This window comes from Pseudonocardia alni (assembly GCF_002813375.1).
GTDB lineage: Bacteria > Actinomycetota > Actinomycetes > Mycobacteriales > Pseudonocardiaceae > Pseudonocardia > Pseudonocardia alni.
On sequence record NZ_PHUJ01000003.1, the window covers coordinates 4,886,817 to 4,910,372 of the forward strand.

Annotated in this window: 21 protein-coding genes; 14 read left to right on the plus strand and 7 right to left on the minus strand. The window is 73.7% G+C overall.

The genetic code is table 11. The features are described 5' to 3' along the window. Positions 1-19 precede the first annotated feature (19 nt). The 4 genes from rbfA to ATL51_RS24090 all read left to right on the plus strand — a co-directional run bounded on the left by rbfA (position 20) and on the right by ATL51_RS24090 (position 3,614). Complete coding sequence (gene rbfA / locus ATL51_RS24075) at positions 20-466, plus strand: 30S ribosome-binding factor RbfA (RefSeq protein WP_062401126.1); 447 nt, start codon at positions 20-22, stop codon at positions 464-466. Then, complete coding sequence (locus ATL51_RS24080; RefSeq protein WP_100880013.1) at positions 463-1,461, plus strand: DHH family phosphoesterase; 999 nt, start codon at positions 463-465, stop codon at positions 1,459-1,461. The genes rbfA and ATL51_RS24080 overlap by 4 nt, the downstream gene beginning before the upstream one ends. 129 nt (positions 1,462-1,590) lie before the next feature. Beyond that, positions 1,591-2,232, plus strand: coding sequence for a class I SAM-dependent methyltransferase (locus tag ATL51_RS24085; protein WP_374210215.1), 642 nt, complete (start codon positions 1,591-1,593; stop codon positions 2,230-2,232). Further along, positions 2,229-3,614 carry an MATE family efflux transporter gene (locus ATL51_RS24090; RefSeq protein WP_100880014.1) on the plus strand — a complete coding sequence of 462 codons (1,386 nt, stop codon included), beginning with the start codon at positions 2,229-2,231 and terminating at the stop codon, positions 3,612-3,614. Before ATL51_RS24085 ends, ATL51_RS24090 begins: the two co-directional genes overlap by 4 nt. A gap of 256 nt (positions 3,615-3,870) precedes the next feature. Here the strand turns inward: ATL51_RS24090 and ATL51_RS24095 are convergent, their stop codons facing one another. Both ATL51_RS24095 and ATL51_RS24100 read right to left on the minus strand, forming a co-directional pair. Beyond that, on the minus strand, positions 3,871-5,655 hold the full coding sequence (locus ATL51_RS24095) for a sensor histidine kinase (RefSeq protein ID WP_167410045.1): 1,785 nt from the start codon (positions 5,653-5,655) through the stop codon (positions 3,871-3,873). A 121-nt stretch (positions 5,656-5,776) separates the two neighbouring features. Then, positions 5,777-7,249 (minus strand): cation:dicarboxylate symporter family transporter, encoded by a 1,473-nt coding sequence (locus ATL51_RS24100; RefSeq protein WP_100880016.1) that lies wholly within the window; start codon positions 7,247-7,249, stop codon positions 5,777-5,779. A 116-nt stretch (positions 7,250-7,365) separates the two neighbouring features. Between ATL51_RS24100 and ATL51_RS24105 the strand changes: the two genes are divergently transcribed. The 8 genes from ATL51_RS24105 (at position 7,366) to ATL51_RS24140 (ending at position 15,461) form a co-directional block, all read left to right on the plus strand. Next, positions 7,366-8,025: a response regulator transcription factor gene (locus tag ATL51_RS24105; protein ID WP_100880914.1), complete on the plus strand. Its 660-nt coding sequence runs from the start codon at positions 7,366-7,368 to the stop codon at positions 8,023-8,025. Positions 8,026-8,034: 9 nt separating this feature from the next. Then, the gene (gene truB / locus ATL51_RS24110; protein WP_100880017.1) at positions 8,035-8,931 is read left to right on the plus strand and encodes a tRNA pseudouridine(55) synthase TruB; all 897 of its coding nucleotides are present in this window, start codon (positions 8,035-8,037) and stop codon (positions 8,929-8,931) included. 65 nt (positions 8,932-8,996) lie between these two features. After that, positions 8,997-9,959 (plus strand): bifunctional riboflavin kinase/FAD synthetase, encoded by a 963-nt coding sequence (locus tag ATL51_RS24115; RefSeq protein WP_100880018.1) that lies wholly within the window; start codon positions 8,997-8,999, stop codon positions 9,957-9,959. A 65-nt stretch (positions 9,960-10,024) separates the two neighbouring features. Then, positions 10,025-10,564, plus strand: coding sequence for a helix-turn-helix domain-containing protein (locus ATL51_RS24120; RefSeq protein ID WP_100880019.1), 540 nt, complete (start codon positions 10,025-10,027; stop codon positions 10,562-10,564). Positions 10,565-10,576: 12 nt separating this feature from the next. Beyond that, the gene (locus tag ATL51_RS24125; protein ID WP_100880915.1) at positions 10,577-11,107 is read left to right on the plus strand and encodes a 2'-5' RNA ligase family protein; all 531 of its coding nucleotides are present in this window, start codon (positions 10,577-10,579) and stop codon (positions 11,105-11,107) included. Positions 11,108-11,273: 166 nt separating this feature from the next. After that, complete coding sequence (gene rpsO, locus ATL51_RS24130; protein ID WP_073578122.1) at positions 11,274-11,543, plus strand: 30S ribosomal protein S15; 270 nt, start codon at positions 11,274-11,276, stop codon at positions 11,541-11,543. Positions 11,544-11,785: 242 nt separating this feature from the next. Beyond that, positions 11,786-14,071 (plus strand): polyribonucleotide nucleotidyltransferase, encoded by a 2,286-nt coding sequence (locus ATL51_RS24135; RefSeq protein ID WP_073578121.1) that lies wholly within the window; start codon positions 11,786-11,788, stop codon positions 14,069-14,071. Between the two features lie 79 nt (positions 14,072-14,150). Continuing rightward, positions 14,151-15,461 (plus strand): M16 family metallopeptidase, encoded by a 1,311-nt coding sequence (locus tag ATL51_RS24140; RefSeq protein ID WP_073578274.1) that lies wholly within the window; start codon positions 14,151-14,153, stop codon positions 15,459-15,461. 144 nt (positions 15,462-15,605) lie between these two features. On the opposite strand, the gene ATL51_RS24145 is transcribed toward ATL51_RS24140, so the two are convergent. Genes ATL51_RS24145 through ATL51_RS24160 form a run of 4 tightly spaced genes read right to left on the minus strand, consistent with a single transcriptional unit; the run spans position 15,606 to position 21,337 of the window. After that, entirely contained in the window at positions 15,606-17,294 is a 1,689-nt protein-coding gene (locus tag ATL51_RS24145; RefSeq protein WP_100880020.1) for an ABC transporter family substrate-binding protein, read from the minus strand. Positions 17,295-17,338: 44 nt separating this feature from the next. Beyond that, positions 17,339-19,411 (minus strand): ABC transporter ATP-binding protein, encoded by a 2,073-nt coding sequence (locus tag ATL51_RS24150; protein ID WP_100880021.1) that lies wholly within the window; start codon positions 19,409-19,411, stop codon positions 17,339-17,341. Beyond that, entirely contained in the window at positions 19,408-20,352 is a 945-nt protein-coding gene (locus ATL51_RS24155; RefSeq protein WP_100880022.1) for an ABC transporter permease, read from the minus strand. The genes ATL51_RS24150 and ATL51_RS24155 overlap by 4 nt, the downstream gene beginning before the upstream one ends. A 1-nt stretch (position 20,353) precedes the next feature. After that, a complete protein-coding gene (locus ATL51_RS24160) occupies positions 20,354-21,337 on the minus strand; it encodes an ABC transporter permease (protein WP_100880023.1) in 984 nt (327 codons plus the stop codon). A gap of 232 nt (positions 21,338-21,569) precedes the next feature. Between ATL51_RS24160 and ATL51_RS24165 the strand changes: the two genes are divergently transcribed. Beyond that, positions 21,570-22,049, plus strand: a complete 480-nt coding sequence (locus ATL51_RS24165; protein WP_020627871.1) for a DUF456 domain-containing protein — start codon at positions 21,570-21,572, stop codon at positions 22,047-22,049. Positions 22,050-22,194: 145 nt separating this feature from the next. Beyond that, complete coding sequence (dapB, locus tag ATL51_RS24170) at positions 22,195-22,944, plus strand: 4-hydroxy-tetrahydrodipicolinate reductase (protein ID WP_073578118.1); 750 nt, start codon at positions 22,195-22,197, stop codon at positions 22,942-22,944. A gap of 4 nt (positions 22,945-22,948) precedes the next feature. Here the strand turns inward: dapB and ATL51_RS24175 are convergent, their stop codons facing one another. Then, positions 22,949-23,479, minus strand: a complete 531-nt coding sequence (locus tag ATL51_RS24175; RefSeq protein WP_100880024.1) for a GNAT family N-acetyltransferase — start codon at positions 23,477-23,479, stop codon at positions 22,949-22,951. Between the last annotated feature and the right edge of the window lie 77 nt (positions 23,480-23,556).

Consider the following 23,556-nt stretch of genomic DNA (forward strand, 5'->3'; position numbering starts at 1 on the left):
CCGCTGGAAGGAGCAGGACATGGTCGACCAGGCCCGCGCGCGCAAGCTCGCGAAGCGGATCTCGCAGATCGTCGCGGAGGCCCTCGAGCACGAGGTGAAGGATCCGCGGCTGGCGATGGTGACGATCACCGACACCCGTGTCACCGGCGACCTGCGCGAGGCGACCGTGTTCTACACGGTCATGGGTGCCTCGCTGGAGGAGGAGCCGGACACCGCGGGGGCAGCCGCCGCGCTGCAGAGCGCGAGCGGGGTGCTCCGCAGCCGGGTGGGACAGCAGACCGGGGTGCGGCACACGCCGAGCCTCGCGTTCGTGCTGGACGCGGTGCCGGACACGGCCCGCCGGATGGAGGAGCTGCTGGCCCGCACCCGCGCCTCCGACGAGGAGGTGGCCCGGCTGGCGGCCACGGCGTCGCCGGCGGGGGACGCGGACCCGTACAAGGCCCCGCGGGAGACCGACGCCGAGTGACCGGCGGCGCGCACGAGACCGTCCCGGGTCCCGGTCCGGTCGACCCGGCCGGGGCAGCGGCAGTGCTGCGCCGGGCCCGTGACGTGCTCGTGGTCGGGCACGTCCGGCCCGACGCGGACGCCGCGGGCAGCGCCCTGGCCCTGGCCACGGCGCTGCACCGCGCGGGGATCCCGGTCACCGTGTCGTTCGGCGGGCCGGACCCGGTGCCCGCCGGGCTGGTCGACACCCTCGACCCCGCCGGGCTGGTCGTCGCCTCGGTGGACGCGCCGCGCGCGCCGGACCTGCTGGTCTGTTGCGACATCTCGTCGTCCCCCCGGCTGGGGGACCTGGAGCCGGTGCTGGACACGTCCGGGTCGTCGCTGGCGGTGGACCACCACGCGTCGTTCGTGGCGTTCGCGGACCGGTACCTCGTCGACCCGGGCGCCCCGGCGACGGTGACTCTCGTCCGGGCGGTGCTCGCCGAGCTGGGCGTCCCGCTGGACGCGGTCCTCGCCCGGTCCCTGTTCGCGGGGCTCTACACCGACACCGGCGGTTTCCGGCGTGGTGGTGCGGATGCGCTCCGGCTGGGCGCCGAGCTCGTCGACGCCGGTGTCGAGCCCGCTCCGCTGCTGCGGGACATCGGCGGTCCGGTGCCGTTCGCCTGGCTCGCCGCGCAGGCCACGGTGCTGGCCGGGGCCCACCGGGAGGAGGACGTCGCGGCGGGGGCGGACCTGGTGTGGGCCGCCGTCGACGTGGCGACCGCGACCCGGTTCCGTGACCGCACGGTCGCCCTGGTCGGGCCGCTGCAGGCCGCGGCCGGGGGCGGGGTGGCGGCGCTGCTGACCGAGACGGCACCGGGGGAGTGGTCGGTGTCGCTGCGCGGCAACGGGTCCCCGGACCTGTCCCGGGTGGCGACGACGCTCGGCGGCGGCGGGCACACCGGTGCCGCCGGGTTCGAGCGCTCCGGTACCCGCGACGAGCTCCTGGAGCTGCTCCGGGCGGAGCTGGCCCGCTGAGCACGTGCCCGGTTGATCGGGTTCATCCGGGGTACATCGCCGCGACACCACGATCGGATGGACCTCGGGGCGGTCCGGTGTCGCAGCACCGGGGCACGTAGCGTGTCCCGCGAGACCAGGAGGTGAGCGGTGCGATCCGAGCCCGCTGCGGCCCGCGGGGGCGACGACAGTCACGGCAACGAGCCCAGCGGGTGGCCGGAGTTCCTCCGGGCCTGGCTGCGCAACCCGGCCCAGGTGGGTGCGGTATGGCCGAGCTCGCCGCGGCTGTCGGCGAAGCTGGCCCGTATCGCGCCGGGTCACGGCGCGCCGGTCGTCGTGGAGCTGGGGCCGGGTACCGGGGCGGTGACCGCGCAGGTCGCGCGCCGGCTGTCCCCGGAGGGGCGGCACCTGGCCGTCGAGCTGGACCCGCGGATGGCGGACTACCTGCGCAGCCGGCACCCGGGCGTCGAGGTCGTGAACGGCGACGCCCGCAAGCTGGGGGCGCTGCTCGCCGAGCGCGACATCACCTCGGTCGACGCGGTGATCTCCGGGCTGCCCTGGTCGCTGTTCGACCGGACGATGCAGCAGGAGATCCTCGACCAGGTCGTCGGGGCGGTGGGGGAGACCGGTGCGTTCGCGACGTTCGCCTACTCCCACACCCTGCCGATGCCCTCGGCGCGGCGGTTCAAGGCGGCCCTGCACGACACGTTCGACGAGGTCGTGATGACCCGAACGGTGTGGCGCAACCTGCCGCCCGCGTTCTGCTTCCTCTGCCGTCGTCCCCGTCGGTGACCCGGCCCGCCCCCATCGCGGGCGGGCCCCGTGACATCCTCCGGCTCGCCCTGCCCGCGCTCCCGGTGCTGGCGGCCGAGCCGCTGTTCCTGCTGGTCGACACGGCCGTCGTCGGACGGCTGGGTGGGCTGCCGCTGGCCTCGCTCGCCGTCGCGGCGGTGCTGTTCGCGCAGGTCACGACCCAGCTGACGTTCCTGTCCTACGGGACGACGGCGCGCGCGGCCCGGTTCTACGGTGCCGGGCGCCGGTCGGCCGCGGTGGCGGAGGGTGTGCAGGCGACCTGGCTGGCGCTGGGCGTCGGGCTGCTGGTCGTCGTGCTCGGACAGCTCGCCGCGGCACCGCTGGCGGGGCTGCTCGCCGGGGACCCGGTGATCGCCGAGGGCGCGGTGTCGTGGCTGCGGATCGCGCTGTTCGGCGCCCCGCTGGTCCTGGTGACGCTGGCCGGCAACGGCTGGATGCGCGGGGTGCAGGACACCCGTCGCCCGATGTGGATCGTGATCGGCGGCAACCTGCTGTCCGCGCTGCTCTGTCCGCTGCTGGTGCACGGGGCGGGGGACTGGGCGGGCTGGGGGCTGGAGGGCTCGGCGATCGCCAACGTCGCGGGGCAGGCCGTCGCGGCGTCGCTGTTCCTGCGGGCGCTGGTCGTCGAACGCCGGCGCGCGCCCGCCGGTGACCCGGTCCGCTTCGCCCCGGACGCCGCGGTGCTCCGTTCGCAGGCGACGATGGGCCGTGACCTGATCGTGCGGTCGCTGGGGTTCCAGGCCTGCTTCCTGTCCGCGACGGCGGTCGCCGCCCGGTTCGGGTCCGAGTCCGTCGCCGCGCACCAGATCGTGCTGCAGCTGTGGGTGTTCCAGTCCCTCGTGCTCGACGCGGTCGCGATCGCGGCGCAGTCGCTGGTCGGGGCCGCCCTGGGTGGCGCGGACGGCGGACACGGTGCGGACGGCGACCGTGCGGACACCGGACCGGCGCGGTCGCTCGCCGCCCGGGTCACCCGCTACGGCCTCGTGCTCGGCTGCGGGTTCGGCGTGCTGTTCGCCGCGCTCTACCCCGTCCTGCCGCCGGTGTTCACCCGCGACGCGGCGGTCCTCGCGGCGATCCCCGCGGCGTGGTGGTTCTTCACCGCGCTGCAGCCGATCGCCGGGGTGGTGTTCGCCCTGGACGGCGTGCTGCTCGGCGCCGGTGACGCGGCCTTCCTGCGCACCACGACGCTGCTCGCCGCGCTCGGCGGGTTCCTGCCGATGATCTGGCTGTCGCTGCTGTTCGGGTGGGGGCTGGCCGGGATCTGGACCGGGCTCGCCGCATTCATGGTGGTGCGCCTGGTCGCGGTGGGGCTGCGGGCGCGGTCGGGGCGCTGGGCGGTCCCGGGGGAGGTCCGGGCCTGACCGACCGACCCGCTGCGCCCCTCGATGTGGCCCTCCCAGAGCTGCGGGTCCCGGCGCGGCGACGGGGCCCGCTTGCCGCGGTGCGTGGAGCGACCCGTCGACGGAGTCCGGGCGGCCGAGTGGCACACCAGGCACCCGGTGGCGGGGCCCGGAGGTTCACCACGTACCGCTCGGCGCCTCCGGGACGGGGCACCGGGCGGATGTGCCGCGCCGCGGTCGCGTTCGCAGCGGGCCGGGATCCGTTGGCGGCAGGTGTTCAGTTCCGGCCGGTGGCCGAGCTCTCCGACCGGTGGCCCGGATCGTCCGGCCGATACACCCGGGCGTCCGGCCGGTGTACCGGGGCGCCGGAGTCCTCCGGCGGTCCGGTGTCCCCGGGGGCCGGGAGCGGCAGCCGCACGGTGAACACGGCGCCGCTGCCGTCGTCGCGGGTACCGACCGTCACCGACCCGCCGAGGCGGCGGGCGATCCGGTCGACCAGGGCCAGCCCGATGCCGCGGGGGCGGCCGCCGCGCGTGGCCCGGGTGCTGAACCCGAAGGTGAACAGCTCGCGGGCGGTGTCCTCGGGCACGCCGGGACCGCTGTCGGCGACCTCCAGCCGCAGCTCGCGGCCGTCCGGAGGGGTGCTCAGCGCGACCGCGACCGACCGCTCCCCGGTGCGCCCGGCGACCACCTCGATCGCGTTGTCGACGAGGTTCCCGGCCAGCGAGACCAGGTCGTCCGCGGCGAACGGCAGCCGCAGGTCCGGCAGGACGTCGGGGTCGCAGGTGTCGGTGACGGTCAGGGTGACGTCCTGCTCGGCGGCCTGCCACGCCTTGTCCGCGAGCAGCGCGGCGAGGACCGGGTCGTAGACCGCGGCCACGACCTGCGCGGCGGGGCCGCGGGTGCGGTCGAGCGCGGCGGTCCCGGCCTTCGCGGCGTCGGCGGTGTCGCCGAGCTCGATCAGGGTCAGGACGGTCTGCATCCGGTTGCCGAACTCGTGTGCCTGGCCCGACAGCGCGGCGACGGTGTCGCGGGCCTCGTCGCGCTCGCGCAGCACCCCGGCCAGCTCGGTGCGGTCGCGCAGCGTGAACACCCGCGTCCCCGGGCCCGCGGCCGGCCCGGCGTGCCTGCTGTTGACCAGCAGCACCCGCTCCCCGGCCAGGGCGGCCCGGTCGCGCAGGTCCGAGCGCAGCCCGCCCGTGAGCACGGCGGCGACGGCGGGGTCCATGCCGAGGCCTGCGAGCGGCCGCCCCGGTACGGCGGGGTCGTCGGGGGAGTCGTGGCCGGGCAGGCCGAGCAGCCGCCGGGCCTCGGCGTTGACGACGACGAGCCGCCCGTCGCCGTCGACGACCAGCAGCCCCTCGCCGACGGCGTGCAGCACCGCCTCGTGGTGGGTGTAGGCGGCGGTGATGTCCTCGGGCTCCAGCCCCAGGGTCTGGCGGCGCAGCCGCCGGGCCAGCAGCACCGCCAGCCCCGAGCCGACGAGCACCGCCGCCGCGGCGGCCGCGATGATCCCGGGCAGCGAGCGCAGGGCGAGGTCGCTGATCCGGGTCTGCAGCACGCCGACGGACACGACGGCGGCGATCCGGCCGTCGACCAGGACCGGGGTGACGGTGCGGACCGAGGGCCCGAGGGTGCCGGTGTAGACCTCGGTCGAGGTCCGCCCGGCCAGCGCGGGGGCGATGTTGCCCTGGTAGGGCAGCCCGATCTCGTCGGGGTTGTAGTGGCTGTAGCGGATGCCCTGCGGGGACATCACGACGATGAAGCCGGTGGTGGTGGCCCGCCGGACCCGCTCGGCGATGGGCTGGAGGCGGGCGGAGAGGGCGGCGAGACCGCCGCCGTCGCGGACGGCGTCGACGACCTCGGGGTCCGAGGCGAGCGACAGCGCGATCCCGGTGGTGAGCCGGCCCGCGGCGTCGTGCTCCAGGCGGCTCGCCCCGTAGCCGCCGAGCGCGGCGAGCCCGCCGACGGTCAGCAGCACGGTGACGACCTGCAGCAGGAACAGCCGCCGCACCAGCCGCGAGCGGCGCAGCGGCGGGGAGGAACGGAGCGGCCGGCGCACGGGCCCAGCCTGCCACCGCGGGGGCGGCAGTGGGACCCGTGCACCGGCCGGGACGTCGACACCCCCGCGGGCCTCGGGGCTCCGCGGGGGTGCGACGGTCATGGGAGGAGGACGTGTCCGGTCAGGAGCCCGCGCCGACCTTCTCGCGACGGGACTCGTCGGCGTCCGGCTTCGCGGCGCCGTCGGCGGCCTCGTCGATCTCGGCGTCCGCGGCCCCGCCACCGTGCGCGGCCTCCATGTCGGCCTCGACCAGCGTCGGGTCGTCGAGCACCGCGGCGAGCCGCTCACGGTCGAGCTCGCCGTTCCAGCGGGCGACGACCAGGGTGGCGACGACGTTGCCGATCGCGTTGGTCAGTGCGCGGCCCTCGGACATCATGCGGTCGATGCCGACGATCAGCGCGAGGCCGACGACGATGGCCTCGGGGGTGAAGAACTCCCCGCCGAAGGCCTGCAGCGACGCGGCCAGGGTGACCAGCCCGGCGCCGGTGACACCGGCGGCGCCCTTCGAGGTCAGCACCATGAGCACGGCCAGCGCGATCTGCGCGCCGATCGGCAGGACCTCGCCCCCGGCCTGGATGATGAACAGCGCACCCAGGGTCAGGTAGATGCAGGTGCCGTCGAGGTTGAACGAGTAGCCGGTCGGGATGACCATGCCGACGGTCTGCTTCGACGCACCGGCGGACTGGAGCTTGGTGAGGAAGCGGGGGAGCACCGACTCCGACGACGAGGTGCCGACGATGATCAGCAGCTCGTCCTTGATCAGCCGGATGACCTTGAAGACGTTGAACCCGGCGGCCCAGGAGACCGCGCCGAGGACGACGACCACGAACACCGCGCATGTGCCCCAGAACACGGCCATCAGCTTGAGCAGGTTGACCAGCGACCCGCCGCCCATCTGGCCGACGGTGTAGGCCATGCCGCCGAACGCGGCGACCGGCGCGGCCCACATGATGATCTTGATGATGCCGAAGATGACCTGGGCGATGCCCTCGATGCCGCCGACCAGGCGGCTGCGCAGGGCCGGGTTCAGCGAGGAGATGGCGCAGGCCGACAGGATCGCCAGCACCAGGACCTGCAGCACCGAGTTCTCGACGAACGGGCCGAAGAAGCTGTGCGGGAGCAGCGAGTCCTGGATGAACGGGATGACACCCGACTCCTGGCTGCCGGTCGCGGCCTGGTCGGTGGCCTTCGCGAGGTCGGACGCGCTCGGCTGGCCGGTGAATCCGGCGCCCGGCTGGAACACGTTGCCCGCGATGAGCCCCATCGTCAGCGCGATGACGGTCATGACCAGGAAGTAGCCCAGCGCCCGGGCGGCGAGACCGCCGGCGCGGGCCAGGTTGCCCAGCGAGGCGATGCCGACGACCACGGTGCAGAAGATGACCGGGCCGATGATGACCTTGATCATCTGGACGAACGTGTCGGCCAGCCACTTGGTCTCCTTGGCGAACCCGGGGGCGAGGAAGCCCACCAGGATCCCGGAGACGATGCCGACGATGACCCAGAACCAGAGCTGGGTGTAGACCTTCTTCTTGGTCCGGGTGGGGGTGGTGGACCCCGTCCCGGACGAGCCGTCTGCGTTGGCGACCTCGGCCATGTCCGTCCTCCTCGACGTGTGCGGTGGGGAAACGATGGGGCCGGGGTGTCTCGCGGGGCAACCGCGGGGGCACCGGGCTTGAGGAAGCTTTGAGGAAACGTGGCTAGGGTGTGCGCGTGCGGGTGCTGCTGGTCGAGGACGACGCGATCCTCGGCGACGCGTTGCGCCGCAGCCTCGTCCGCGAGGGCTACCCGACCGACCTCGTGACCAGCGGGTCCGCGGCCATCGCGGCCGTCGCCGAGCGGGAGCCCGACGTGGTGCTGCTCGACATGGGCCTGCCCGACCGCGACGGCATCGGCGTCTGCCGGGAGATCCGGGAGCGGTCCCGGGTGCCGATCCTGGCCATCACCGGCCGCGGCGACGTCGCGGCGCGGGTGCAGGGCCTGCGCTCGGGCGCGGACGACTACCTGGTCAAGCCGGTCTCGACCGAGGAGCTCGTCGCCCGGATCGAGGCCGTCCTGCGTCGTGCCACCGGCGCGGCGGTGGCCGCGACGGTGAGCGTCGGCGACGTCGTCGTCGACCTCGACCGGCGCGCGGTGACCGCGGGCGGCGCCGAGGTCGCGCTGACCCGCAAGGAGTTCGACCTGCTCGCCGCGCTCGCCCGCCGCGAGGGTGCGGTGCTGCCGCGTACCGAGTTGCTGGAGCAGGTGTGGGGGATCGCCGACGCCTCCGCGGCACGCACCCTGGAGGCGCACGTGGCGTCGCTGCGGTCGAAGCTGGGCACCCGCGACGTCGTGGTGACGGTCCGTGGAGTCGGGTACCGGCTGGCGCGTTAGCGTCCCGGCGTGCCCGCACGCAACCCGCCCCCGCCGCCCGGACTCGTGATCGTCGACAAGGACCGGGGCCCGACCAGTCACGACGTCGTCGGGAAGCTCCGCCGGATCATGGGCACCCGCAAGGTCGGCCACGCCGGGACGCTGGACCCGATGGCGACCGGGGTGCTGGTCGTCGGCATCGAGCGGGCCACCAAGCTGCTCGGGCACCTGTCGCTGGACACGAAGGCCTACACCGCCACCGTGCGCCTCGGGCAGGCCACCGACACCGACGACGCCGAGGGCACGCCCGTCGGCGAGCCCGTCCCGGTCGATGCCGACGACGCCGCTCTCCGGGCCGCGACGGCCGCGCTGACGGGCGAGATCATGCAGGTCCCCAGCGCGGTCTCCGCGGTCAAGATCGACGGGAAGCGCGCCTACCAGCGGGTCCGCGACGGCGAGACCGTCGAGATCCCGGCCCGCCCGGTCACCGTGTCCGCCTTCGAGCTGCTCGCGGTGCGCCGCGAGGGGCCGTGGTGCGACCTGGACGTCGCCGTCGACTGCTCCTCGGGCACCTACGTCCGCGCGCTCGCCCGCGACCTCGGCGCCGCGCTGGGCTCCGCCGGCCACCTGACCGCGCTGCGACGCACCCGGGTCGGACCGTTCACCCTGGAGCACGCGCGCACCGTCGAGCAGCTCGCCGAGGACCCCGGGCTGTCGCTGGACCTCGCCGCGGCCGTCGCGACGGCGTTCCCCCGCGTCGACCTCGACGCCTCCGCCGCCACCGACGTGCGGTTCGGCAAGTCGCTGCCCGCGGCCGGGATCGAGGGCACCTACGGCGTGTTCGCCCCGGACGGCGCCGCGCTGGCCCTGATGGCCGATCGCGGCGCCGCCGCCCGCCCGGTCGTCGTGCTCGCCCCGGCGGGCTGACGGCCGGGCCCGGTCGCGGTCGCCCGCTGTACGGGATCCCACCCGGTTCGCCTAGGCTCGCGACCGTGCAGCGGTGGCGTGGTCTGGAGGCGGTTCCGCCCGGCTGGGGCCGGTGCGTCGTCACCGTCGGCGTGTTCGACGGGGTGCACCGGGGACACCGGCAGCTGATCGCCCGCGCGGTGGAACGGGCGCACGAGCGCGGCCTGCCCGCCGTCGTCGTGACGTTCGACCCGCACCCGGCCGAGCTGATCCGGCCGGGCACGCACCCGGCCCGGCTGTCCACACTCGACCGGCGGGCGGAGCTCGTGGCCGAGGCGGGCGCGGACGTCTTCTGCGTCATCCCGTTCACCGAGGCGCTGTCCCGGATGGCCCCCGCCGGGTTCGCGCACGAGGTGCTGGTGGACCGGCTGCACGCGGCCGTCGTCGTCGTGGGCAGCAACTTCACCTTCGGCCACCGGGCCGAGGGCGACGTCGGGACCCTCGCCGAGCTGGGCCGTCGCTTCGGGTTCGCCTGCGAGGCCCTCGACCTCGTCTCCGACCACGACGTGACCTTCTCCTCCACCTACATCCGGTCCTGCATCGACGCCGGGGCCGTCCGCGACGCCGCGCACGCGCTGGGCCGCTGGCACCGGGTGGACGGCGTGATCGTGCACGGTCACAAGCGTGGCCGTGACCTGGGCTATCCGACGGCGAACGTCGCCAGCCCACCGCACACGGCGATCCCCGCCGACGGCGTCTACGCGGGCTGGTTCCGCATCGGCGACCGCCGCCTGATGGGCGCCGTCTCGGTGGGGACCAACCCCACGTTCTCCGGGCGGGTGCGCACCGTCGAGGTCTACGTGCTCGACGTCGACGAGAACTTCTACGGCCACGAGGTCGGCGTCGAGTTCGTCGAGCGGCTGCGCGGCCAGGAGCACTACGACGGCATCGAGGCGCTCGTCGCGCAGATGGGTCGCGACGTCGCGACCTGCCGCGAGATCCTCACCGCGGCCGGCGACGCGACCGGACCCGACGGGGCGCCGGGTTAGGTGAAAACCCCCTGCCGGGGCCGAACGACCACGCCCGCGCCGCGTGGTCGCCGAGGCTGTCCGGCATGGACGACCCCCGCACCGCGGAGCCGGTGGCGCAGGAGATCGCGCGCAACCGCGACCGCCAGAGCGCGATCTACGGCGAGCCCCTCGACGAGCGCATCCGCCGGCTCACGACCGGTCTCGGCATCACCCAGGCCCGCCTCGCCGCCGCGGTCGGGCTGAGCCCGGCGATGCTGTCCCAGCTGGCGGGCGGGCGCCGGGTCAAGATCGGGGACCCGGCGGTGCTGGGCCGGATGACCGCGCTGGACCGGCGGCTCGCGCACGGCCCGGTGTCCGACGCCGAGCGCGACGTGCTGCTGGCCCGGGTCCGGCAGGAGCCGACGCCGTGGGGACCCACCGGCGGCTGCCGCTGCGCCGAGCAGGCCCCCGCCTCCGGGCCGGCGGTGCCGCAGCCGCGACGGGCCCCGGCCGAGCCGACCGCGGAGGACGCGCTGCGCGGGGTGAGCGCGCCGGCCCGGCTCGTCGCGGCGGCGGCCGAGCTGGCCCCGGCGTTCCCGGAGATCGCGGAGGTGCTGCGCCGTGCCGCCGCCGGACGGCGCTGACAGGCTGTGCGGATGCGGCTGTTCGGCGCGCTGTGGCCGCCGCCCGGGGCGGTGGCGGCGCTGACCCGTGCCCTCGACCGGGCTCCGTCCCCGCTCCCGGACGGCGCGCGCCGGGCCGACCCGTCGACCTGGCACGTGACGCTGTGTTTCCACGGCGACGACGACCCGGACGCCCGCGCCGCGACCCTGGACATCGCCCTGGCCGGTGCCGTCGCGCCCCGGCTGCGGATCGCCGGCACCGGCACCTTCCCGGGCGTGCTGTGGGCCGGGGTCGAGGAGCGCGACGGCCCTGCCGCGGGCGCCCTCGCCGACCTGGCCGCCCGGGCCGGTGCGACGGGGCCCCGGCCGTACCTCCCGCACGTCACCCTGGCCCGGTGGGACCGGCGCCGCGGGGACGCGACCGTGGGCGGCGACGGCATCGCCGCGGGCCCCTGGTGGACACCGGGGGAGGCGGTGCTCGTGCGCAGCGAGCCCGGTGCCCGCTACACCGTGCTCCACCGGGTCCCGCTCCGCCCCGGCACACCGGACCGCACACCGGGGTGACACGGGTCGGAGGCGGTCGGCGCACCCGTCGCTGGTACCGTTTCACACCGGGTCCGGCTGCAGTCCGTGGCGGCCGAGACCGACTTCCTGCCGTCCCACCGGTTCATCCGGGTGTCGTCGGACGTCATGGCCCCACGGACCGTCTCAAGGATGAAGGAGTTGAGCAGTGGCACTGACCACCGCCGAGAAGAAGAGCACGCTCGAGCAGTACGGCACCCACGCCACCGACACCGGGTCCCCCGAGGCCCAGGTCGCGCTGCTGACGAAGCGCATCGTCGGCCTGACCGAGCACCTGAAGCAGCACAAGCACGACCACCACAGCCGGCGCGGCCTGCTGCTGCTGGTCGGTCGTCGTCGCCGGCTGCTCAAGTACCTGCGCGAGGTCGACGTCACCCGTTACCGCGCGCTGATCGAGAAGCTGGGTCTGCGCCGCTGACCCGCCCGGCCGACCCGGCACCGGTTCCCGGTGCCGGGTCGTTCCGTGACACCGAACGACACAACTGAACAGAGCCCGCCACTCGGGCGACCGGACATCCGCCGGTCCTCGGTAGTGGCCCCCGGAGCGCGACGCGCGGCCGGGGGCTTCGATCGAAGACCGGCCCAGCAGGGGATCGAGCCGGCGCCACGGTGGTGGGGGTAGACGAAGACCACTCCCAACGACGAGGAGAACACCCCCGTATGACTGACGTCATCTCCGAGGACGGCGTGCACGAGAGCACCGCCGTCATCGACAACGGCACCTACGGCACCCGCACCGTCCGGTTCGAGACCGGCCGGCTCGCCCGCCAGGCCGCCGGGTCCGTCGTCGCGTACCTCGACGACGAGACCATGCTGCTGTCCGCCACGACCGCCTCGAAGCGGCCGAAGGACCAGTTCGACTTCTTCCCGCTCACGGTGGACGTCGAGGAGCGGATGTACGCCGCGGGCCGGATCCCCGGCTCGTTCTTCCGCCGCGAGGGCCGCCCGGGCACCGACGCGATCCTGACCTGCCGCCTCATCGACCGCCCGCTGCGCCCGTCCTTCGTCGACGGCCTGCGCAACGAGATCCAGGTCGTCGTGACGGTCATGTCGCTCGACCCGAAGGACCCCTACGACGTCGTGGCGATCAACGCCGCGTCGGCGTCCACCCAGCTCGCCGGCCTGCCGTTCTCCGGCCCGGTCGGCGGCGTCCGCGTCGCGCTCATCGCGAACGAGGCGGGGACCGACACCCAGTGGGTCGCCTTCCCGACCCACGACCAGCTCGACCGCGCCGCGTTCGACATGGTCGTCGCGGGCCGCATCGTCGGTGACGACGTCGCGATCATGATGGTCGAGGCCGAGGCCACCGAGAACACCATCGACCTCGTCGCCGGTGGGGCCACCGCTCCGACCGAGGGCGTCGTCGCGGACGGGCTGGAGGCGGCCAAGCCGTTCATCCGCAGCCTGTGCGTCGCCCAGCAGCAGCTGGCCGACGTCGCGGCCAAGCCGACCGCCGACTACCCGGTGTTCCCGGCCTACCAGCCGGACGCCTTCGAGGCGGTCTCCGAGGCCGTCGAGCAGGAGCTGGCGCAGGCACTGACCATCGCCGGCAAGCAGGAGCGCGAGACCCGGACCGACGAGATCAAGGCGTCGGTGCTGGACAAGCTCGGCGAGCGTTTCGTCGGCCGCGAGTCCGAGCTCGGCAACGCGTTCCGCTCGCTGAACAAGAAGCTGGTCCGCCGCCGCATCCTGACCGACCAGGTCCGGATCGACGGCCGCGGCCTGACCGACATCCGGCCGCTGTCGGCCGAGGTCGAGGTCGTCCCGCGGGCGCACGGCTCGGCGCTGTTCGAGCGCGGCGAGACCCAGATCATGGGTGTCACCACGCTGAACATGCTCCGGATGGAGCAGCAGATCGACCAGCTGGGGCCGGAGACGCGCAAGCGCTACCTGCACCACTACAACTTCCCGCCGTACTCGACCGGTGAGACCGGCCGCGTCGGCTCGCCGAAGCGCCGCGAGATCGGCCACGGCGCGCTCGCCGAGCGGGCCCTGATCCCGGTCCTGCCGAACCGCGACGAGTTCCCCTACGCGATCCGGCAGGTCTCCGAGGCCCTGGGCTCGAACGGCTCGACCTCGATGGGCTCGGTCTGCGCGTCCACGATGTCGCTGCTCAACGCCGGTGTGCCGCTGAAGGCGCCGGTCGCGGGCATCGCGATGGGCCTGGTGTCCGACGAGGTCGACGGCCAGACGCGCTACGTCGCGCTGACCGACATCCTCGGTGCCGAGGACGCGTTCGGCGACATGGACTTCAAGGTCGCCGGCACCAAGGAGTTCGTCACGGCGCTGCAGCTGGACACCAAGCTGGACGGCATCCCGTCCGAGGTGCTCGCCGCCGCGCTGAACCAGGCCAAGGACGCCCGCCTGACCATCCTCGAGGTGATCGGCGAGGCCATCGACGGCCCGGACGAGATGAGCAAGTACGCGCCGCGGGTCACCGCGGTGAAGGTCCCGGTCGACAAGATCGGCGAGGTCATCGGCCCGAAGGGCAAGATGATCAACTCGATCACCGAGAAGACCGGCGCCGACATCTCGATCGAGGACGACGGCACGATCTACGTCGGTGCGAACGACGGCCCCTCCGCGGAGGAGGCGATCGGCATGATCAACGCGATCGCCAACCCGCAGCTGCCGAAGGTCGGCGAGCGGTTCCTGGGCACGGTGGTCAAGGCCGCCGCGTTCGGTGCCTTCGTCTCGCTCGTCCCCGGCAAGGACGGCCTGGTCCACATCTCCAAGCTCGGCAGCGGGAAGCGGATCAGCAAGGTCGAGGACGTCGTCAAGGTCGGCGACAAGCTGCGCGTCGAGGTCACCGACATCGACAACCGCGGCAAGATCTCGCTGATCCCGGTCGTGGAGGAGTCCGCCTCCGCAGACGTCACCGAGGCCCCGGCCGCCGAGGGCGCCGTCGACGCCGAGGCCCCGGCCGAGGCCGCCAACCCGAGCTGAACTGTTGGCACCTGAGAACGACCACGCGGCGGCGGCCCGGGACTCCTCCCGGGCCGCCGCCCGCGTGTCCCCGGCGCCCGTGACCACCGCCGACGACACCACCGACACGGTCCGCCGCAGCGATCTGCCCGGCGGGGTCCGGCTCGTCACCGAGACGGTGCCCGGCGTCCGCTCGGTCGCGCTGGGCATCTGGATCGGGATCGGCTCGGTGGACGAGACCCCCGAGCAGGCCGGCGCCGCGCATTTCCTGGAACACCTGCTCTTCAAGGGCACCCGGCGGCGCACCGCGGCAGGCATCGCCGAGGAGATGGACGCCGTCGGTGGTGAGCTGAACGCGTTCACCGCCAAGGAACACACCTGCTACTACGCCCACGTCCTCGACACCGACGTGGCGCTGGCGGTGGACGTGCTGGCCGACGTCGTCACCGACGCCGAGCTGGCCCACACCGACGTCGAGCTGGAACGGGGCGTCGTGCTCGAGGAGATCTCGATGCGCGACGACGACCCGGAGGACCTGCTCGGCGACATGTTCGACGAGACCCTGTTCGGCGACCATCCGCTCGGGCGCCCGGTGATCGGCTCCGAGGACTCGATCCGGGCGATGAGCCGCGACACCCTGCACAGCTTCTGGCGTGGGGAGTACACGGCGCCGCGGATGGTCGTCGCCGCGGCCGGGAACCTGGACCACGACCACGTCGCGGAGCTCGTCGCCGCCGCGCTGGACCGTGCGGCGCAGGGCCACACCGGCGCGCGCCCGGTGCCGCCGCGGACGGCGACCGGGGCCCGCCCCGTGCGCACCGGCGCCCTCGGCCTGCTCGACGACGACTCCGAGCAGGCCCACATGATGCTCGGCGTGCCCACCGCGGGTCGCGCCGGACGCGGCCTGCCGGTGCTGGCGGTGCTGAACTCCGCCCTCGGCGGGGGACTGTCGTCGCGGCTGTTCCAGCAGGTCCGCGAGCAGCGCGGACTGGCCTACCAGGTCTACTCCTCGACCGTCCGCTACGCCGACGCCGGCGCGCTGTCGGTGTACGCCGGGTGCGCCCCGGAGAGGCTGGGCGAGGTCGTCGCGGTCGTGCGGGACGTGCTCGCCGAGGTCGCGGCCGACGGTCTGACCGAGGCCGAGGTCGTCCGCGCCCGGGGCGCCCTGCGCGGGGGACTGGTGCTGGGCTGCGAGGACACCGCGTCGCGGATGAACCGGCTCGGCCGCGCCGAGCTGGACCACGGGCGGCAGCGGTCGCTGGCCGACAGCCTGGCCCGCATCGACGCCGTCACCCCGGCCGAGGTCGCCGCACTGGCGGGGGAGCTGCTGGCCCAGCCGCTCACCGCGGCCGTGGTGGGTCCCTACGGCGACGTGGACGACCTCCCCGCCGCGCTGCGCGACCTGGCCTGACCTCCCCCGGACCTGCTCCGAGGGTCACTTTCGTGGCTTCTACGGCCCCGAGAGTGACTCTCGGGGCATCCGGGGTGGTGGGTGAGACGGGCAGAGCCCCGGACCGGGCGGCCCGGGGCTCTGTGCTCGTCACAGAGTCGTCGATCAGGAGCCGTTCTGCCAGCCGAGGGTCTCGGGCAGCGGGCTGAAGGCGAACAGGCTCGCGCCCCAGTTCGCGAGCCCGGGCTTGGTCGCCCAGATCGAGGGACCCGAGTACACCGGGAGCAGACCGTAGGTCGCCAGCGCCTTCTTCTCCACCGCGTTCGCGGCGGCGTACTGCTCGTCGGCGGTCGGCAGGGTGTTCACCTTCCGCAGTTCTGCGTCGAGTGCGGCCGTGCCGGTGCCGGACTTGTTCAGTGTCGAGTCCGTGCAGTACATCTGGCAGATGTAGGCGACGCCGTACGGGTCCGAGGACTTGAAGCCGCTGAAGACCATGTCGAACTCCTTGTTCGCCATGACCTTCGAGAAGTCCGTCGACGGGACGACGCGGACCTTGAGGTCGACGCCGATGTTCTTCAGCATCGCCACCATGGCGCCCGAGGAGGCCCGCTTGGTCGGGGTGTCACCGGTCTGCACGTACGTGAAGCTCAGCGGCTGGCCGTCCTTGGCGCGGATGCCGTCCGGCCCGGGAACCCAGCCCGCGGCGTCGAGACCCTGCTTCGCGCGCTCCGGGTCGAACGAGACGGCGCCGGTGAGGTTGTCCTCGTAGCCCTTCTGATACGGCTGCAGCACCAGCGACCCACCGAGGTCCTCGGTGTAGTCGAGACCCTGAAAGGCGATCTTGACGAGCTGGTTGCGGTCGATGCCGTCGAACACGGCCTTGCGGACCGCCGTGTCCTTGAGGACCGGCGTGCTGCTGTTGAGGGTCAGCAGGTAGTTGGCCGGGGTCCCGGAGGTGCGGATGTCCGCGCCCGGCACGGACCGGGCCTGGGCGAGGAAATCGGCCGACTCGGCCTCGGTCGCGTCGAGCTGGCCGTTGCGGAACGCGTTGACCTTCGCCTGCTGCTCCATCTGCACCAGGATGATCCGGTCGAGCTTGCCCTTCTTGCCCCACCACTTCGGGTTGCGCTCGAAGGTGAGCGTCGAGTTCTGTTTGTCGAAGTTCGACAGGACATACGGCCCGGCGCCCCACTCGGGGTGCGGGTTGTTCAGATACCCCTTGTTGAAGGCGTCCGGGGCGGCGGCCTTCGGATGCAGGAGCTGGTTGAACAGGCCCTGCCACCACGGGTTGGGCCCGGTGAACGTGACGACGGCCTGCTTGTCGTCGGTACCTCGGGTCACCGACGCGATGCGGTCGTAGCCATCGGTGGAGTTCGGGATGAAGGCCGGGTCCTTGCCGCTGCTGGCCTTCCAGGTCGACTCGAAGGCCCGCCAGTCGATCGGCGTGCCGTCGTTGAACACGGCCTTCGGGTTGATCGTGTACGTGACAGTGGTCTTGCCCCCGCTGTCGACGGCGTCGGCCTTGGTCACGTAGTCCGGGTTGACGATCGGGTCCCCGGTGGGGGTGAACGTGATGACCATCGGATTGTAGAACCCCCAGGCGAGCCGGGTGTCCGTGGTCATGTCGCCTTGGAAGACGTTGAACTGCGGGTTCAGGTCCGAACGGAACGGCAGCGTGACCTGTCCGCCGTCCTTGACGTTCTCGTACGGCTGGGCGTTGTACGACGGCGTCGTGGACAGCGACTCGCCCGTCTGCGCGGGCCCGTCGGAGCCACCCCCGCCACAGCCCGCCAGCACCAGGGCCAGCGCCGCGACGGCGGCGGTCATCGCCCCGCGTCGGATCGGTCTGCGCATGTCTCTCCTTCGTTCGGTCCCCCGGTGTCGGGGTGGGAGGTGGTTCAGCGGAAGTGGCAGGCGTTGCGGTGGTCGGAGTCGGCGTCGCTGGCGCCGTCCTTGACCGTCAGCGCGGGGGTCTCCCCGGCGCAGCGGGACCGCTCGTGCTCGGACAGGGTCCGGGCCAGGGGGCAGCGGCCCAGGAACGCGCAGCCCGGCGCGTCGTCGGTCGGGCTCGGCAGGTCCCCGGAGAGCACCACCCGCTGCCGGGTGCGCTCCACCTGCGGGTCCGGCACCGGGATCGCCGACAGCAGCGCCTGCGTGTAGGGGTGCTGCGGGTTGCCGAACACGTCGGCGACCGCGCCGGACTCCACGATCCGGCCCAGGTACATGACCGCGACCCGGTCCGCGACGTGCCGCACCACCGACAGGTCGTGCGCGACGAACAGGTAGCTCAGTCCCAGCTCGCGCTGCAGCGCGGTGAGCAGGTTCAGCACACCGGCCTGCACCGAGACGTCGAGGGCGGACACCGGCTCGTCGAGCACCAGCAGCGACGGCTTCGTCGCCAGCGCGCGGGCGATCCCGATGCGCTGGCGCTGCCCGCCGGAGAACGCCGCCGGGAACCGGTCCACGTGCTCCGGGTCCAGGCCGACCAGCGCCATCAGCTCGTCGACCCGGGTCGCGACCCGGCCCCGGTCGGTCCAGCCGGCCGCCCGCAGCGGCTCGGTGAGGATGTCGCCGACCGTCATGCGCGGGTCGAGCGCCCCCATCGGGTCCTGGAAGACGATCTGGATCTCCCGGCGCAGCGCGGCGATGTCGGCGCGGCCGCGCAGCGTCGCGACGTCGGTGCCCGCGACCTCGATCGTCCCGCCCTCCGGCGGGAGCAGGTTCATGATCTCCAGCAGCGTCGTCGTCTTGCCGCAGCCGGACTCGCCGACCAGGCCGAGGGTCTCGCCGCGGCGGATGTCGAGGTCGACGTCGGCGACGGCGTGCACCGTCCCGACCCGGCGTCGCACCAGGGACCCCTTCATCAGCGGGAACGTCTTGCGCAGGTGCTGCACCGACAGCACCGCGGGACGGGTCTCGCGGTCGTCGGCGTCGTCGTCGCCGACGGGCAGGTCGGGGACGGCGAACACCGGCTCGCCACCGATCGCGCCGTCGACGATCTCGCCGGTCCGCACGCAGGCGGCGGCGTGACCGTCGCGGCCCGGGACCGGCACCAGCGGGGGCTCCGCGGTGGGGCAGGCGTCGACGGCGACCGGGCAGCGCGGCGCGAACGGGCAGCCCGGCGGCAGGTCGGTCGGTGCGGGCGGGCTGCCGGGCACCGGGACCAGCGGGCGTCGCTCGACGGTGTCGACGCGGGGGACCGCGCCCAGCAGGCCGATCGTGTACGGCATCCGCGGCGCGGCGAACAGCTCGTCCACCGGGGCGGTCTCGACCGGGCGCCCGGCGTACATGACGAGCACGTCGTCGGCGACCCCGGCGACCACGCCCAGGTCGTGGGTGATCATGACGACGGCCGCGCCGGTCTCGTCGCGCGCCACCTTCAGCACGTCGAGGATCTGCGCCTGCACGGTGACGTCCAGGGCGGTCGTCGGCTCGTCGGCGATGATCACGGTCGGGTCGTTCGCGATCGCCATCGCGATCATGACGCGCTGGCGCATGCCGCCGGAGAACTCGTGGGGGAAGGCGCGCACGCGTCGCCGGGGGTCGGGGATGCCGACCAGGTCGAGCAGCTCGACCGCACGTTCGCGGGCCTTCGCCCGGCCGATGTCGCGGTGGATCTGCATCGCCTCGACGAGCTGGTCGCCGACGGTGAAGATCGGGGTGAGCGAGGACAGCGGGTCCTGGAAGATCATCCCGATGTCGTCGCCGCGGATCCCGGACATCGCCTCGTCGGACAGCCCGACCAGCTCGCGGCCGGACAGCGTGATCGAGCCCGTCACCGACGCCGTGTCGGGCAGCAGCCCCATCACGGCCAGCGAGGTCACCGACTTGCCGGACCCGGACTCGCCGACGACGCCGAGCGTGCGCCCGGGCAGCAGGTCGAAGCCGACACCGCGGACGGCCTCCACCCGACCGGCCTCGGAGGGGAACGCGACGGTCAGATCGCGCACGGACAGCACGGGGGTGCTCATGCGCTGCCTCCCGCGCGCGACGTCGGGTCGAGGGCGTCGCGCAGGCCGTCGCCGACGAACGCGAGCGACGCCGTCAGCAGCACCAGGAGCACCGACGGCACGATGAAGATCCACGGCGCGGTCGCCATGGAGGAGCCGCCGTCGGCGAGCATGGTGCCCAGCGAGACGTCGGGGATCTGCACGCCGAACCCGATGAACGACAGCGCGGTCTCGCTCTGCACGGTGCTCGCCACATTCAGGGTGAACGTGACGATGAGCAGCGAGCCGATGTTCGGGATGAGGTGGCGGAACACGATCCCCGGCCCGGACACGCCCATGAAGCGGGCGGCCGAGACGTACTCGCGCTCGCGCAGCGTCGTCGCGACCGTCCAGACCACGCGGGCGGTGGTCATCCAGCCCAGCAGGGTCAGCGCGACGATCAGGATCCGGTAGTCGCCCGCCCCCCACTGCGAGGCCAGCGCCAGGATCAGGAACGACGGCACCACCATCAGGAAGTGGACGACGGTGAGCAGGGCGCGCTCGCCGCGCCGCGCCCAGGTCCGCCCGCCGCCCAGGTAGGCCGCGCCCGCCCCGACGACCGCGGCGATCAGGGTGGTCAGCAGCGAGACCGTGACAGCGATGGTCAGCGAGCGCTGCAGGCCGTGCACGGCCTGGGCGTAGACGTCGTTGCCGCCGGCGGTGGTGCCCAGTGGGTGGTCCAGCGACGGCGCCGCGGTCAGCGCCGCGAAGTCGACCTCGGTGTGGTCGTAGGGGGAGAGGAACCCGCCGACCAGGGAGAACAGCACCAGCAGGCCGAAGACGACCAGGCCGGCCATCGCGGGCCGGTTGCGCCGGTAGCGACGCCAGACCAGTGCGGCGCGGGCGCCCCGGCGACGGCGGGGCGCGGTGGCCCCGGCGCCGTCGCCGACCGTGGGGGCGAGCTCGGGCATGTTCAGGCTCATGTCAGCCCACCCGCACCCTCGGGTCGAGGGCGACGACCGCGACGTCGGCGAGCATGGCGCCGACCGCCGTCGTCACCGCGCCGAACGCCGCCGTGGCGACGACGCCGTGGATGTCGTTGGTCGAGATGGTGCGGATGAAGTAGTCGCCCATGCCCTGCCAGGCGAAGGTCTTCTCGGTGATCACCGCGCCGGTGAACAGCGCCGGGATCGCGAACGCCACCTGGGTGGCGACCGGGATCATCGAGCTGCGCAGCCCGTGGCGGCGGATGGCCTGCCTGCGGGTCAGCCCCTTGGCCCGGGCGGTCCGCACGTAGTCGGAGTTGACCACGTCGAGCAGCATCGAGCGCTGCAGCAGGTGGTAGCCCGCGTAGGAGATGATCAGCAGCGAGATCGTCGGCAGCACCAGGTGCTGGGCCCGGTCGAGGAGCAGCGGCCAGAACCCGGTGACCCCGGGCGACTCGGACCCCGCGACGTAGAACAGCGTCCCGCCGACACCCTGGTTGATCGCGATGGCGACGAACACGACCGCCAGCGCCGCGACCGCCGACGGGATGTTCAGGGTGAACACCGAGGTCAGCTGGGCGGCGCGGTCACCGAGCCGGTACTGGCGCTGGGCCGAGTAGACCCCGAGCGCCACCCCGATCACGATCGACAGCAGCAGCGAGAAGAACACCAGCTGCCCGGACACCACGACGCGGAACGCCACCTGCGCGTTCACCGGGTCGCCGATCGGGCTGGTGCCCCAGTCCCACCGGGTCACGATCCCGGTGACCCAGATCCACCACCGCTCCAGGACCGGGACGTTCGAGTCCAGGTTGTACTGGCCCAGCGAACGGGCGATCTCCGCGTCGGTGCGCGGCGGCCGCAGCTGCAGGTAGTTGACCCGGGGGTCGAGGAACGAGTTCGCGAGGAAGTAGACCAGGTTGGTCGCGACGACGATCATCGCGAGCCACCCGGCGCCCCTGCGCAGGAGGTACCGGAGCACGCTGCTCTTCTCTGTTCGTCCGCGGTGCGGTGGTGGTGACCGGCACGCGCGGGTGGTGGGACGACCGCAGGTGAGCGGGTGTCACTGTTTCGGGTGACATCGAGGCTGGCACGGCAGTACCAGAAATCGGTAGACCCGGCTCACAGCGTTTACCCATTCGTGATGATGACAGCCGGCCGTCACCGCGGGTTCGTCTGCTCGACGCGTGTGACCTGCTGGCAGGCTGGGCGTCATGACCGCCCTCGCCGTCGTCGCCGGCCTGATGATGCTCGTCGGCCTGGCCGGGATCGTGCTGCCGGTGCTGCCCGGGCCGCTGCTGATCGTCGGCGGGGTGGCGGTCTGGGCGGTCCCGCGCGGCGACGCGGTCGGCTGGTGGGTGCTCGGCATCGCGGTGCTCGTCACCGTCGCCGGTCAGGTCGCGAAGTACCTGCTCCCGGGACGCCGGCTCAAGGCAGCCGGGGTCCCGACCCGCACCCTGTTCGCGGGGCTCGTGCTGGGGGTGGTCGGCTTCTTCGTCGTGCCCGTCGTCGGGCTGTTCCTCGGGTTCGTGCTCGGGGTGTGGCTGGCCGAGCTGGCCCGGCTGCCCGACGCCGCCACCGCCTGGCGCTCGGCACGCGAGGCGCTCACCGCCGTCGGCTGGAGCATCCTCATCGAGCTCGCCGCCGGGCTGGTGACGGTCGCGGTGTGGATCGGCGGCCTGGTCGTCGGCTGAGTCCCGGCCGACCGTGCCCCGCGGTCGCGGACCGGGCAGCGTCCGCACCGGCGTGCGACCGGTCCGGTGCCGCATCCGGGATCACCGCGGGCCGCTGCATAGACTCCCCGGCGGTCCACGACGTCGAGGTGCGCGAGGTGTACGGGTGAGCGGGACGATCAAGGTGGCGGTCCTCGGGGCGAAGGGCCGGATGGGCTCCGAGGTGTGCCGGGCGGTCGAGGCCGCCGGGGACACCGAGCTGGTCGCCGCACTGGACGCGGGCGACGACCTGTCCGCCCTCGACGGCGCCGACGTCGCCGTGGACTTCACCCACCCCGGCGCCGCGATCACCAACATCCGCGAGTGCCTGGCGCGCGGGGTCGCGCCCGTCGTCGGGACCAGCGGCTTCGACGCCGCCAGGTTCGACGAGGTCCGCGCGATCCTCGACGAGCGCGGCTCCGGCAGCGTGCTCGTCGCCCCGAACTTCGGGGTCGGCGCCGTGCTGATGATGCACTTCGCGGCGCAGGCCGCCCGCTTCTTCGACTCCGCCGAGGTCGTCGAGCTGCACCACGCCGGCAAGGTCGACGCGCCGTCCGGTACCGCCGCGCGGACCGCGTCGGTGATCGGCGCGGCACGACGCGAGGCCGGGCTCGGCGAGGTCCCCGACGCCACCACCGACGACCCGCACGGCGCCCGCGGCGCGGTCGTCGAGGGCGTCCACGTGCACGCGGTCCGGATGCCCGGGCTGATCGCGCACCAGGAGGTCATCCTCGGCACCGACGGCGAGGTCCTCACGCTGCGCCACGACTCGATGAACCGGACCAGCTTCATGCCGGGCGTGCTGCTCGCGGTGCGCGCCGTGCGCGACCGCCCGGGCCTGACGATCGGCCTGGAGCCGCTGCTCGGGCTCGGCTGAGCCCTCAGCCGACCAGGTGCAGGTCCAGCGTCCCGGCGTGGCGGACCTCGCGCAGCGTCGACGAGCCGGTGTCCAGCGTGCGCACCGCGCCGTCGGGCGCCCAGCCCGCGCGGCTGTAGAAGTTCCGTGAGGCGGTGTCGGCCTCGGCCACCCAGGTGCGCCCCGAGTCCGAGCCGGACTCCCGCAGCGCGGCCGCGGCGGCGGCGAGCAGCCGACCGCCGTGCCCGCGCCTGCCCCAGCGCGGCTCCACGAGCAGGGTGCTGACCTCGGCGATCGCCATGCCGTCGGCCCCGGCGTAGCGGGCGGCGGCGGCGAACCCGACGGTCTCGTCCCCCTCGACGGCGACGAACAGGTGGAAGCCGTCCCCGGCGTGCACGGCGTCGCTCCAGTGCGAGCGCGCGGCGTCGGAGGTGAGCCCGGTGAACGCCTCCTCGGGCAGCAGCCCGGCGTAGGCGGTGCGCCAGGTGCGGTCCTGGATCGCCATGATCGCGCCGACGTCGTCGTCGGTGGCGGGGCGGACGGTCGCGGTGGCCATGGGACATGCCTACCGTGCGCCCCGGTCGCCGGCGTCACCGCCCGGGTGCACAGGCGGCGCACAGGTCGTTCCGATCC